Origin of the sequence: Actinomadura madurae, assembly GCF_047130825.1 — a bacterium.
Classification (GTDB): domain Bacteria; phylum Actinomycetota; class Actinomycetes; order Streptosporangiales; family Streptosporangiaceae; genus Spirillospora; species Spirillospora madurae.
The window spans coordinates 9,217,703-9,230,230 of sequence record NZ_CP083237.1; the positions used below are offsets into that span (position 1 = coordinate 9,217,703).

Genomic DNA, 12,528 nt, shown 5'->3' on the forward strand with positions numbered 1-12,528 from the left:
CTCAGCCCTCGCCCCTCCTGGTGGTCACGGTCTCGTCCTTGCGCGTCCGGATCGTCTTGCTGGAGCGGGTGTCCAGCTCCATCTCGTCGGCCTTGTCGACGTTGCGCTTCAGCCGGACGGTGCCGGTCGCCGGGTCGACGACGTCCACCACCTTGCGCAGCATGGCGGTGATCGCGTCGTTGCCCGCCTCGTCGGCGAGCACCACGGCCCGGCCGAGCCGCGCGGTAGCCGTGTCGAGGTCGCCGTCCTTGCGGGCCTGCAGGCCCTCCTGGATCGCCGACGCCAGCTCGGCCTGCCCGGTGTAGTGCGCCACCCGCGCGTTGATCCGGGTGGACTCCGCCTCGTCGTCGGTCCACTGGGCGAGGACGTTGGCGGACGCGAGGACCCGCGCCTCCTCGCCCGGCGCGCCCGGCACGACGAGCTTCACCCACGCGGCGCGCAGCTCCTTGCCGACCTCGCCGGGCGGGACGCTCACGCAGATGTGGTAGTCGCGGGACTCGGCGCCCCACGCGCCGAGCGGGTAGTCGCCCGCCTGCGGCGCAGAGTCGACGCGCTTGCCGGTCAGGTCCTCCACCGACGGCAGGACCTGCTTGACGAACCGCAGCCGCGCCGTCTGCGGCGTCCACACCCGCAGCGCGACGTCGGCGACGGACTTGCCCATCGCCGCCTCCGTCATCGCCCGGAAGTCGGCGACCAGCCCGGCGGGGTCGGCGACGATGTCGACGCTGCCGAGCAGCGCCGAGGCGACCTTGCGCAGCTCGGCGACCTCCCAGTCGGTGCCGACGCCGCGGCAGTCGCACACGAACCGGCCCCCGCAGCGGAACAGGACCGCGTCGAGCTCCTCCGGCGTCTCGTGCTGGTTCTTGCCGTCGGTCAGCAGGATCGCGTGCCGGATGCCGCCCCGGTCGCCGAAGAGCTCGTCGGCGAGCCGCAGCCACGACCCGATCGCGGTGCCGCCGGCCGCCCTCAGCCTGGCCAGGGCGTGCTTGGCCTCGTCCCGGGTCTGCGGGTTCGCCGGCACCAGCCCGGGCTGCCGCGGGTACACCATGGTGGCGGTGTTGGAGCCGGAGACGACGGCGAACTCCACGCCGTCGCGCAGCGTGTCGATCGCGACCTGCGCCGCCGCCACCGCGGCGCGCAGCTTGGTCTCCGGGTAGGACATCGAGCCCGAGGTGTCGATGATGATGACCTCGGACGCCCGCGTCGAGGACGGGACGGGCGCGCCCTCCGCGGCGGTCGCCTCGACGGACACGATGGCGTGCACCTCGCGGCCGCCCTCGGGCAGGAACTTGTTCTGGTCGATCGAGATGGTGAACTGCGGCTGCTCGCTCATCGTGGCTCCGTGCTCTGCGGTGTGCTCTCGTGGATGCGGCCGTCGGCGGTGCCCGGGGAGGGCAGCGGGATCACCGCGACCGTGATGTTGTCGCGGCCGCCGGCGTCCAGCGCGTGCCGGACGAGGGTCCGCGCGGCGCCGAGGGGGTCCGCCGCCGGGTCGTGCGCCGAGGCCCCGGCCTCGCCGGCGCCGCCGCCCAGCAGCGCCGCCAGGTCGCCGGCCGCCGGGAAGTAGTTCCACAGGCCGTCGCTGCAGACCAGCAGCGTCCCGGGGCCGGCCGGGCGGAACGTCGCGACGTGCGGGGTGACCTGCCCGGCGTCGGCGCCGAGCCACGCCGTGATGACGTGCGCGTTCGGGTGGGCCTCCGCCTCGGCCTCGGAGAGCGAGCCCTCGGCGATCATGAACGCGGCCCACGAGTCGTCCTCGGTGAGCCGCCGGGACGGCCCGAGCTCGGCCATGTCGCCGGTGCTGACCTCGGCCGCGTCCGCCTCGCCCGGCGCCGGGCCGGGCCCGTCCTCGGCGGCGCCGTCCGCGGACAGCCAGTACGCGCGGCTGTCGCCGACCCAGCCGACGGTCACCGCCGGGCCGCGCGTCACCGCGGACACGTACGTGCACGACGGCGCGTCGGACGGCGACGTGGAGAGCGCCGCGACGGCCGCGGCGGCGCGCAGCGCGGCGTGCCGGGTGGCGTCCTCTGGGTCCTCGCCGGCGTCCAGCCGCGCCACCAGCTCGGCGGCGCCGGTGTCGGCGGCGGCGCGGGAGGCCTCGTCGGGACGCTGCGACGACCCGACGCCGTCGGACACGACGGCCGCGATCCCGGCGGAGTGGGCGGCGATGGCCAGCGCGTCCTCGTTGCGGGAGTAGCGGCGGCCCCGGTCGCTCGCGCCCGCCGCGACGACCGGGCGGGAGCCGTTCCCGGCGCCGAGCGCGGGCAGCTCGATCTCGACGTGGTCGCGTTCGGTGGGCTGGCGGAGCCCGCACGCCTCGCAGTAGCCGTCCGCGTCGATCGCCGTCCCGCCGCAGCCGGGGCACGGCCCCGCGGCCGGCCGGCCCGCGGACGGCGCCGACTCCTGCCTGATCGTCGCGCCGTCGCGTCCCGTCCCGGCGGGCGGCGCGGGCGCGGCGTCGGCCAGCCGGTGCCCGCACTCCTCGCAGAAGATCTCGTCGGGGTACACGGTCTCGCCGCAGGCGGGGCAGGTCAGCTCCGCGGCCTTCGCGTGGTCGGTGCCGGCCGCGTCGGGTCCGGGTCGGTCGTCGGTCACAGCAGCGTCCTCGGGCGTACGGCGTTGGCGGAGTCGACGAGCCGCCGGCACTCGTCCCGGTCGCGGGTGCGGCGCGCGAGCTCCCGGTAGGTCCGCTCCAGGAGCCGGCGCAGCGGGATCTCGGTGAGCGGGGAGCCGAACAGGGCGCCGCCGTGCGTGCCCGGCGCGGCGCCGGGGCCGCCCAGGAGCCAGCCGAGCGCCGCCTCCAGCACCTCGGCGGCGAGCCGGTCGCGGCGCTCGCCGTCCAGGTCCAGGGCGGTGAGCCGGTCGCCCGCGGCGACCAGCTCGGCCGCCGACAGCTCCGCGGGCGGACGGCCGCGGACGGTGGTCGCGACCGCGGCCACCTGCGCGGGCACGTAGCGGATCGAGATCCGCGGCACCGAGTCGAGGGCGGCGACGGCCGCGCGCCGGTCACCCGCCGCCAGGTGCACGCGGGCCAGGCCGAACGCCGCGTTGATGTAGCTCTGGTCGGTGCGCCACACGGTCTCGTACAGGCGGACGGCCTCGTCGGGAGCGGACCGCTCGCGGCAGTAGGCGAGGGCGAGCTTCGGCGCGGGCTCGCCGGGCAGCAGCCCGTACAGCCGGTCGAACAGCGGCGCGGCCTCGTCCACCCGGCCCTGCGCGAGCAGCCCGACCGCGCGGTACCAGCCGATCCGCCAGTCCGCGGGACGCTCGGTGGCCAGCTCGTCGAGCAGCGCGTCCGCCTCGGCCGCCGCGCCCAGCTCGATCTTGACGCGGGCGAGCGTCAGCCTGACCTCCGGCGTCCGCTCCGGCGCGTTCGCCGCCGCCTCGGCCGCCTGCGCGGGCTCCAGCGCGCCGAGACCGGACACGAACGCGGCGGCGGGGTCGGCGCCGTCCACCAGCGGGACCGGCAGCGCCGCCGCGGCCACCTCCGGCGGGACGGGCGGCAGCGCGGGCCCCTCCTGCGCCTCGCCCGCCATCGACGAGGTGAACCGCTCCGCGCCGAACAGCCCGGACGGGGCGGGGCGCGGCGTGCCGTCCTCGGCCGCCAGGACCTCGCGCAGCACGCCGGTGAGCTGCTCGGCCATCTCGGCCGCGTCCTGGAAGCGCGCCCGCGGGTCCTTGTGCGTCGCGCGGCGCAGCAGCCGGTCGTAGGACTCGAACCGCTGCAGGACGGGGACCTCCGAGCGCGGCGGGAGCGCGTCGACGTACGTCCTCGTGTAGCCCTTGAACGGGAAGCTCAGCACGGACAGGGCGCGGCCGACCGTGTACAGGTCGGACGAGATCGACGGCCCGTCGTCGGCGATCTCGGGCGCCTGGTAGCCGACCGTGCCGTAGATCGCGCCGTCCGGGTCGTCCAGCCGGCGGACGCCGCCGAGGTCGATCAGCCGGAGCTGCTCCTCGGACTGGATGACGTTGTCCGGCTTGAAGTCGCAGTAGACGAGGCCCTGCGCGTGCAGGTACTCGAACGCCCGCAGGACCTCCAGCCCGTAGGCGATGGCCTGTGCGAGCGGCAGGTGCTTCTCGCCCGGCGGCAGCGGCTGCTGGAGCAGGATGTCCTTGAGGGACTGCCCGCCGACGTACTCCATGACGATGTAGCCGTCGCCGTCGTGCTGGACGAAGTTGTAGATCTTGACGATGTTGGGGTGCTCGACCTCGGCCAGGTAGGCGCGCTCGGCCGCCGCGGCGGCCATCGCGTCCGCGTCGCCGCTGTCGAGCAGGCCCTTCAGCACCACCCAGCGGTCGCTGACGTTCCTGTCCTTGGCGAGGTAGATCCAGCCGAGGCCGCCGTGGGCGAGGCAGCCCAGCACGCCGTACTGCCCGCCGACTAGGTCGCCGGGGGCGAGCTTCGGGGTGAAGGAGAAGCGGGCGCCGCACTTGGGGCAGAAGCCCTCCGTCCGCCCCGGCCGGTCGCCGCGGCTCCGGCCGACGGGCTCGCCGCAGCCGCTGCAGTACCGCTTGGCCTCGGCGACCTCCGGGTTGCTCAGCACGGCGCTGGACGGGTCCCGGTAGGGCACGCGCGGCACCTCGACGAGCCCGGCGCCGAGCATCCCGCGGCGTCCGGACGAGCGCGCCGACCCGGTGCGGGTGCTGCCCGTCCGGGTGCTGCCGGTCGCCGTGCTCCCCGTGCTCCCCGCGGTGCCGGACGTCCCCGGCGAGGACGTGGTCGGGACGCGGGTGGTGTGCGCGGGCGGCGAGCCGCACACGTCGCAGTAGCCGTCCATGATCGTGCCGGTGCAGCCGGCCTGGCGGCACTTCTCCGGCCCTTCCGCGGGCGGGCGCGGCGCCGGGACGCTCGGCGCGGCGGCCGGCGCCGGGCCCGGCGCGGCGCTCGCGGGGGGATTTCCGCAGACGTCGCAGTACCCGTCCGCGATCGTCCCGCCGCAGCCCGGCTGCGCGCACTGGCTCATCGATCCACTCCCTTCGCCCGCGAGGTGATGGCCTGCTGGTAGCCGGTCAGCGCCACGGTCGCCTTCCGCAGGTCGCAGGGGGAGGTCCACAGCAGCTCGCGGGCCTGCTCGTAGATCCTGGCAAGGTCGGGGTCCTCGGCGTGGCCGAGCCGTGCGGCCTTCACCCGGTAGGCCTGAAGCCGGCCGCGCAGCTCCTCGCGCCGGTCCAGCAGTCCCCGGATGAGGGCGGTGGCCTCGCGCGCCCGCGCCAGCGCCGTGTCCGCCGAGTGTTCCAGGTCGGCGAGCCGTTCGGCGACGTCGTTCCAGCCCGCGCCGCGCGCCGCCGCGCCGTCCCGGGGCCGCGCGACGGCGGCGAGCCGGTCGGCGAGGGCGGCGCTGGAGCCGGGCGGCTCGGGCGGCGCCGGGGCCGCGATCTTGACGAGCACCTCGTCGTGGGCGGCCCGCGCCTCCGCCTCCGCCTCGCGCAGCCGGTCCAGGACGGCGGTGACGCCGCGGATCCGGTCGGCGAACCCGTCGCGCAGCCGCCGCGCCTCCTCCAGGCCGCGACGCACCTCGGCGAGGCCGGTGCGGATCTCGTCGAGCCGTGCGGTGTCGGCGCGGCCGTCCCGCTCCAGCGCCACCGGGTCGCCGCGCACGACGGCGGCCGCGGACTCCAGCTCGCCGCGAAGCCTCTCGAAGTCGGGGTCCACCCCGCCGAGGGACCGCAGCAGCTCCTCGACCGCGCGCCGCTCGGCCTCCACCTCGGCCAGCCGGGACAGCAGCGCCGACCAGACGCCGTCGATCTCGGCGACCGCCTGGGCGATCTCCTCGTAGAGCGGCGTCATCCGGTCGACCGCCGCGCGGAGCGTGAGGCGCTCGCCGGACGGGGCGGACAGCAGCGTCCGCCGCTCCAGCGGCACCTCCTGGGCGGGCAGCTCCACCGACGGCCCGTCCAGGAGCCGGGTCAGCTCCGCGAGCTGCGCCTGGCCCGGCTTGGCATGGCGGGCCCGCAGTTCACCGGCCTCGGTGAGGACGCGCCCGTACAGGTCGAACAGCAACCACAGGGACGCCATGCGGGAACGCACGTCGGACTGCACGCTCAGCGTCCGCCCGGTGAGGTTCGCGCCCTCCAGCAGCTGGTAGCCGTGATGGGCCTCCAGTTCGAGCAGGGCGGCGCCGATGCGCTCCTTCTCGTCCTGGAGGCGCGCGAGCATTCTGTCCGCCTCGTCCCGGCTCAACGGGGGCCGGTTCACGCGCGCGTCACTCAACGCCGGTCCACGCTTGGCCCATGTTCGCCCCTGATTCCCCCGAATAGAGCACGTTTCGGTGCCTCAGTTTTCCCCATGTGAGGCCGCCTTCTCAAGCGTGAAGCCGATCATGTGCCCCGGCCGCCCCGCGGTGCGTCGCACGACTCGGCCGGAGGGTGCCGCGACCTCCAAAATGTCAGTGTTCGAACGTATGATCGAACCATGGCGAACGTTGCGACGCACCCCCAGACCGCGCCCACCGCGCCGGCCGCGCTCACGGCGGCGGAGATCGCCGCCCTCGCGCTGTCCCTCGCGCACCTCGGCACCGGCCCGCAGGCCACCACCGCGCGCCGCGCCCTGCACACCCTCCTCGACGCCACCCCCCACGACGACGTGGTCACCACCACGCTCGCCACCCTCACCGCGCCCCTGGACGCCTCCACCTCCGACCGCGCCCGCGTGATCGCCGCCGCCATCACCGAGCACCGCGTCGTCCGGCTCTGCTACGGCGACGCCGGCGCCAACGTCACGATCCGCGAGGTCGAGCCCGTCACCTGCCTCGTCCACCGCGACCACTGGTACCTCGTCGGCTGGTGCCGCATGCGGCGCGGCGTCCGCGCCTTCCGCTTCGACCGCGTCCTCGCCGTCGAGTCCACCGGCCTCCTCGCCCGCCCCCGCCGCGCAGAGAGGTACCTCCCATGGCATTGATCTCCTCCTTCGGGCCTGGCGGCCCTCCATCGTCGACAAATGCGGGCGATCGCTGGCATCGCATCCGACTCGCCTAGCGGCTCGCTGCGCGATCAGGTTCTCGCTTCGCTTGAACCTGCCTTCGGACGCGATCGCGACCATTGAGGTTGTTGCGTGGTTGCGGTGGTGGCTGAGGTAGGTGCGTGATGGTCCGGGGCCACATCTCGTGGTCCCGGATCAGGCGTTGTTCATACGTTTGTAGAAGGAGTGGACGGCTGGTTGGCCTGTGTAGTTGGGGCCTGCTTGGTCGTCCGCGCCTAGGTAGAGGTAGGGCAGGCCGATCCTTCGGTGGCCGCGCATCGAGATGCGGCGGCTTCGGGAGTCGTAGGTGAAGCCCGCTTCGCGGAGGGCTGTGGTCAGGCGGCGTCCGGCCGGGGTTCCGTTGGGCAGCCGAACGCTTCCGGTGTCGAAGTTCGCGACCAGCAGGCCGTCGCCCGTCAGCCATGATGCGGCTCGGGTGAGGAGGCCCAGCTTGTCGCCGATGTAGTGCAGGCCGTGGACGCAGGTGATCAGGTCGAAGGGCGCCTCCGGTTCCCAGGTGGTTACCGAGGCGGTGATCAGGCGGAGCGCGTTTGTTCCGGGGACGAAGTGGTCTACCAGGTCTACGCCCACGATCTCCGTTTCCGGTAGGACGGCCGCTGCGTCGGCCAGGGCGCGGCCCGTCCCGCAGCACAGGTCGAGCCATCGGTCCCCGGCCAACTCGGTGATGTCGATGCCCAGCTCGCGGGCGTAGCCGTCGAGACGGCGTTCGCGGTTCATGGCGCAGTTGGCCACGACCGCGGACTGTTCCAGGGCGGCGTCGTCGAGGAGCATCCGGGGATTGTCTCTGATCAGAAGGCGATCGTCTGCTCGACGGCGCTCGTGACGACGGCCGTGACGTCGTGGGTGCGGGTGAAGTCGGCGCGCTGCCTCTGGGCGCCGTTGCCGCGCTCGATCACGTCGCGCAGGAGCCCGGCCACGGTCCCGAGGTCGCCCGAGCGGTCGAGCGCGGGGGACAGGTGGTCCAGCAGCGCGCCCACGACCTCGCGGGCGGGCGCGGCGCGGCGGGTGCACGGGTGGACGAGGTCGTCGCGCAGGCCTGAACGTCCGGCCCGCCACATCGCCAGCCGCATCAGGTCGGCGCGCACCGGGTCGGGCTGCTCGCCGGACCGCCAGGCGGCAGCGGCCGTGTCGACCAGGGCGCGGACGAGCGCGGCCACCAGCACGGCGTCGTCGGCCCTCAGGCACACGTCCGGGACGCGGATCTCCACGGTGGGGTAGCGCCGGGACAGCCGGGCGTCGAAGTAGATCATGCCCTCGTCGACCAGCGCCCCGGTCGCGAGCAGCGCCTCGACCGTCGCCCGGTACCCCTCCGCCGAGCCGAAGAGCTCGGTCGGGCCGCTCGACGGCCACCGGCTCCAGACCTGGTGCCGCCAGCTGTCGTAGCCGGTGTCGGCGCCTTGCCAGAACGGCGAGTTGGCGCTGAGGGCCAGCAGCGGCGGCAGCCACGGCCGGATGCGGTCCAGGACGGCGACGCCCTCGTCCGGGGACTCGACGCCGACGTGCACGTGGCAGCCGCAGGTGAGCTGCTCGTCGGCGGTGGGCCCGTAGGCGTCGGCCATCCGCAGGTAGCGGTGCGTCGGGGTCAGCGACGGGCGGACGCTGACCGGCGAGGTCGCGAGCGCCGCCACCGCGACGCCCGCGCCCGCCGCGGACTCGGCCGCGGCCAGCCGCGCCGACCGGACGTGCTCGGACACCTCGCCGAGCGAGGTGCAGACGGGGGTGGCCGTCTCCAGCTGCTCGCGCTGCAACTCGGTCTCCAGCGGGTTGGACCGCCGCCCGCCGGTCAGGAACAGCTCGTCGTGGCGCCGGGCGTACCGGATGACGGACCCGGAGACGGCCTGGGGCGCGCCGTTCTCGGGGTCGACGAGCAGCAGTTCCTCTTCCACCCCGAAAGTGCGCGGATCGGTACGAAACGTCACAAGAGAGTCCTTCCCGGGGTGCACGGATGTACGTCCCGGACGGGTCTCGTCCTGGCCGGACGAGCGTGCTTACAATGCGCGCCGCCGTTGACCGAGCGCTTGGTTGAAAAGTGGTGATATGTCATTTCTTGTCGGCCAGTGGGGCACCGGAACCGTCGGCATGCGGGTGCTCAGAGCCCTGATCGAGCATCCGGACCTCGAACTCGCCGGCGTCGTCACCGGCGACCCCCGGCACGCCGGCGCGGACGCCGCCGAACTGGCCGGAACCGGACGCCCCCTCGGCGTCCTCGCCGCCGATGACCCGGCGGAGCTCCTGGCCCGCCGCCCCCATGTCATCTGCCACACGGAGTCCGGCGGGACGGACGCGGTGGGCGAACTGTGCCGCCTCCTGGAGGCGGGCGCCGGAGTCGTGTCGGACGCCGTGCCCTCGCTCGTCCATCCGCCGTCCGCCGACCGGGGCCTGGTGCGGCGCGTCCGCGCGGCCTGCGCCACCGGCGGCGCCGCCTGCCTCACGCTCGGCCCCGGCCCGGTGGAGGACGTGCTCCCGCTGCTGCTCAGCGGCGCCTGCCTGCGCATCGAGGCCGTCACGATCACCACGTTCACCGGCCCGGACGCCCCGGAGACCGCCGGCTTCGGCGCACCCGCCGGCCACCGCCCGCCGGCCGTGCGGCCCGGCACCCCGCGGCGCCGGTGGGGCCCGGTGGTCCGCCTCCTCGCCGAGCATCTGGCCGTCCCCCTGGACGAGGTGCGCGAGACCTACGAGCTGTGCACGGCGCCCGAGGACATCGGCCGGATCGCCCGGGGCGCCCAGGCGGGGCTGCGGCTCCAGGTGTCGGGCATGCTGGGCGGCCGCCCGGTGATCACCGTGGAGCGGGTCGCGCGGGCCCGCGCCGACGTGGCCCCGCACTGGCCCGCGGCCGCCTCCGGCGGCGGCCACCGCGTCGAGATCGCCGGCGAGCCGTCCTGGCGCGCCGATCTCGCCGGTCCCGGCGACTCGGCCGCGCTTCGCATGGCCGCCGCCGTTCCGGCGGTGGCCGGGGCCCCGCCCGGACTGCACACGCCGCTGACCCTGCCGCCGTTCACCGGGCGGCGCCTGCTCCGTCCAGCCAGCCGCTGAGCAGCGATCCGGTCTCCTCGAACCGGTCGAGGTAGAGCATGTGCCCGGCCTCGATCTCGCTGATGACGAGGCCGGGCCCGAGCGCCGCGCGCAGGTCCACCACGAACTCGGGCCGGACGAGGTCGGCCTCGGCCGCGATGACCAGGTGCGTCGGGACGTCCGCGGGCGGCGCCAGATGGGGGCGGGCCATCTCCGAGTACGCCGTCACCACCGCGGCCGGCTCGAACCGCCACCGCAGCCGCCCGTCCGCGCCGTGCTCCAGGTGGACGGCGATCTCCTCGTCCACGGCGTCGTCCGGCGACTTCGGCCAGCGCGCCGCCCGGTACGCCCGCGCCTCGGCGACGTCGCCGAACGACGCGGGCGCCAGGTAGCCGCGCGCCTCCTCGGCGGCCTTCGCCGGCTCCAGGCCGATCGCCGGGTCGAGCAGCACGAGCCGCCGCACCCGCCGCCGCGCGGTCCGCGCCAGGTGCACCGCGATCATCCCGCCGTAGGAGTGGCCGACGAGGTCGGCGCGCTCGACGCCCTCGGCGTCCATCAGGCCGAGGACGTCGGCGACGTGCCGCTCGACCGTCCACGGCGGCTCGTGCGTCGACCGCCCGTGCCCGCGCAGGTCGGGTGCCAGGACGGACCGGTCCGCCAGGTACCGCTCGGCGGTCCGGCGCCAGCGCGCCCCGTGCCCTGTGACGCCGTGCAGCAGGACCACGGGGTCGCCGGCAGGATCCCCATACCGATGAACGTGCAATGCCGAGTCCGCCATGAGGTAAAGCGTATGCGCGGAAGAACCCGCGCGGACGGCCTTCACCGGTCACGGCCGGATGTCAGGAACGTTCCCAGCGAACGGACGACAGAGCCAGCAGCGCGACGTGGAGGGACACGCAGGACTCGACATCGTCCAGGTCGGCGTCCAGAACGCGCTCGATCCGGCGGAGGCGTTCGTAGAAGGCGGGACGGGACAGGTGCGCCCGCTGGGCGGCCACCGCCTTGTTACGCCCCGATTCAAGATAGAGCTCCAGGATGCGGGTCAGGTCGCCGCCGCGCTCGGCGTCGTACTCCAGGAGCGGGCCGAGCTCGCGCTCCACGAACGTCTGGACGCGGGCGTCGTCGCGGAGCAGGTGCAGGAGGCCGCGAAGGCGCAGGTCGGGCAGGCGGTAGAAGAGGCGGGCGCCGGAGCCGCGGGCGGCGACGTCGGCGACCTGCTCGGCCTCCAGGAACGAGCGGCGGACGTCCCGGATCGTCTCCACGACGGACCCGGCGGCCATGACCGTGCCGCCGGACTGCGCGCGGATCCGGGTGGCGACCTCGGCGAGGGCCGTCTCCACGTCGGCGCGGGCCGGCAGGGAGGCCAGCACGCCGACGCGGGCGTGCGGGCCGCCCTCGTCCAGCACCCCGACGAGGGCGGCGAGCCGCGCGTCCTTGCAGGCCGCCGCCGCGGTCTCGGCGAGCTGGGACAGCTCCCCGACCCGCGGGGCGGCCGAGGCGGGGCCGCGCTGGCGCAGCACCGCGCCGAGCAGCCGGCGGCCGGACAGCGGGACGCCGAGGGCGCGGGCGCGGGCGGCGGCCTCCTGCGGGTCGGAGTAGGCGTGCGCGAGGATCCGGGCGATGATCGTCCCGTGCGCCTGGCGCTCGACGCTCTCGGCGTGCCGGTCGAGGAGGCGGCCGAGGGCGAGCGTGGTCGCGGCCCGCTCGACCAGGACCGTCTCCCGCGGCGAGGGCGGCGCGCCGAGGTCGATGATGAGCCGGCCCCAGTCCTCCCCGCGCGCGCCCACCATGGTGACCAGCCAGCCGGACGCCTCGTCGTAGCCGGTGCGGCGGCCCGGCCGCACGGCGCGGGACCGCGTCTCCCACGCCGACAGCAGCTCCGAGGGGTCGGCGCCGCCGGCGTCGGCGGCGAGGACCTGGTGGGCGAGGTTCTCCAGCACCACGGGATGCCCGCCGAGCGCCGCGACCTGCCGGACCACCTCGTCGGTGGAGGCGCCCTCGACCGACAGCTGGGTGAAGATCTCGTGCAGCTGCTCGGAGGCGCGCAGCTCCGCGTACTGCTCCTGCACGATCCGGGCGTGCACCGACTCGGTGATGTCGACGAACGCGGGCTCGTGCGCCAGCACGATCACCGGGAGGCCGAACTCCTCGGCGGCGGCGATCAGCGCGGGCGGCAGCACGCTGGCGTAGCGCCGGCCGAGCTCGATCATCAGGCCGCTGACGCCGACCTCGGCGAGGTCGCCGATGTAGGCGCGCAGCCGCTCCGGCTCGTCCGGCAGCGCGATCCCGGTCGTGAGCACCAGCTCGCCGCCGTGCAGCAGGTGGGCGATGTCGGTGACCTCGGCGACGTGCACCCAGCGGACCCGGTTGCCGGTGCGGTCGGCGCCCGCGACGACGTGCGGCTGGCCGCGGCGGACCGCGTCGAGCTGGAGGACGTCGTCGACAGTGGGCAGCATCACCGCGATGGTATCCGACAGGGTGTCAACGACGATGATCAGGTCGTTACAGGGTGTCAGCCGCGAGCAGACCGT

General features: G+C 75.1%; 10 protein-coding genes. 2 read left to right on the forward strand and 8 right to left on the reverse strand.

The annotated features are described in order from the left end of the window. Window position 1 precedes the first annotated feature (1 nt). Genes K8Z49_RS43185 through K8Z49_RS43200 form a run of 4 tightly spaced genes read right to left on the reverse strand, consistent with a single transcriptional unit; the run spans window position 2 to window position 6,160 of the window. The gene (locus K8Z49_RS43185) at window positions 2–1,333 is read right to left on the reverse strand and encodes a vWA domain-containing protein (RefSeq protein WP_021600287.1); all 1,332 of its coding nucleotides are present in this window, start codon (window positions 1,331–1,333) and stop codon (window positions 2–4) included. After that, the gene (locus K8Z49_RS43190; protein WP_412516869.1) at window positions 1,330–2,595 is read right to left on the reverse strand and encodes a protein phosphatase 2C domain-containing protein; all 1,266 of its coding nucleotides are present in this window, start codon (window positions 2,593–2,595) and stop codon (window positions 1,330–1,332) included. The genes K8Z49_RS43185 and K8Z49_RS43190 overlap by 4 nt, the downstream gene beginning before the upstream one ends. Then, window positions 2,592–4,967 (reverse strand): serine/threonine-protein kinase, encoded by a 2,376-nt coding sequence (locus K8Z49_RS43195; RefSeq protein WP_075019651.1) that lies wholly within the window; start codon window positions 4,965–4,967, stop codon window positions 2,592–2,594. Before K8Z49_RS43195 ends, K8Z49_RS43190 begins: the two co-directional genes overlap by 4 nt. Continuing rightward, window positions 4,964–6,160 carry a hypothetical protein gene (locus K8Z49_RS43200; protein ID WP_083597154.1) on the reverse strand — a complete coding sequence of 399 codons (1,197 nt, stop codon included), beginning with the start codon at window positions 6,158–6,160 and terminating at the stop codon, window positions 4,964–4,966. Before K8Z49_RS43200 ends, K8Z49_RS43195 begins: the two co-directional genes overlap by 4 nt. 255 nt (window positions 6,161–6,415) lie before the next feature. Between K8Z49_RS43200 and K8Z49_RS43205 the strand changes: the two genes are divergently transcribed. Continuing rightward, entirely contained in the window at window positions 6,416–6,901 is a 486-nt protein-coding gene (locus K8Z49_RS43205; RefSeq protein WP_075019653.1) for a helix-turn-helix transcriptional regulator, read from the forward strand. Window positions 6,902–7,117: 216 nt separating this feature from the next. Here K8Z49_RS43205 and K8Z49_RS43210 read toward each other — a convergent pair whose 3' ends face one another. Both K8Z49_RS43210 and K8Z49_RS43215 read right to left on the reverse strand, forming a co-directional pair. Beyond that, a complete protein-coding gene (locus tag K8Z49_RS43210) occupies window positions 7,118–7,753 on the reverse strand; it encodes a class I SAM-dependent methyltransferase (protein ID WP_111833564.1) in 636 nt (211 codons plus the stop codon). A 17-nt stretch (window positions 7,754–7,770) separates the two neighbouring features. Next, window positions 7,771–8,901, reverse strand: a complete 1,131-nt coding sequence (locus tag K8Z49_RS43215; RefSeq protein ID WP_075019655.1) for a carboxylate-amine ligase — start codon at window positions 8,899–8,901, stop codon at window positions 7,771–7,773. 118 nt (window positions 8,902–9,019) lie between these two features. Between K8Z49_RS43215 and K8Z49_RS43220 the strand changes: the two genes are divergently transcribed. Continuing rightward, the gene (locus K8Z49_RS43220; protein WP_024936594.1) at window positions 9,020–10,018 is read left to right on the forward strand and encodes a hypothetical protein; all 999 of its coding nucleotides are present in this window, start codon (window positions 9,020–9,022) and stop codon (window positions 10,016–10,018) included. On the opposite strand, the gene K8Z49_RS43225 is transcribed toward K8Z49_RS43220, so the two are convergent. After that, window positions 9,981–10,775 (reverse strand): alpha/beta fold hydrolase, encoded by a 795-nt coding sequence (locus K8Z49_RS43225; protein ID WP_024936593.1) that lies wholly within the window; start codon window positions 10,773–10,775, stop codon window positions 9,981–9,983. The genes K8Z49_RS43220 and K8Z49_RS43225 overlap by 38 nt on opposite strands. A gap of 61 nt (window positions 10,776–10,836) precedes the next feature. Beyond that, on the reverse strand, window positions 10,837–12,453 hold the full coding sequence (locus K8Z49_RS43230) for a PucR family transcriptional regulator (protein ID WP_024936592.1): 1,617 nt from the start codon (window positions 12,451–12,453) through the stop codon (window positions 10,837–10,839). Window positions 12,454–12,528: the final 75 nt, after the last annotated feature.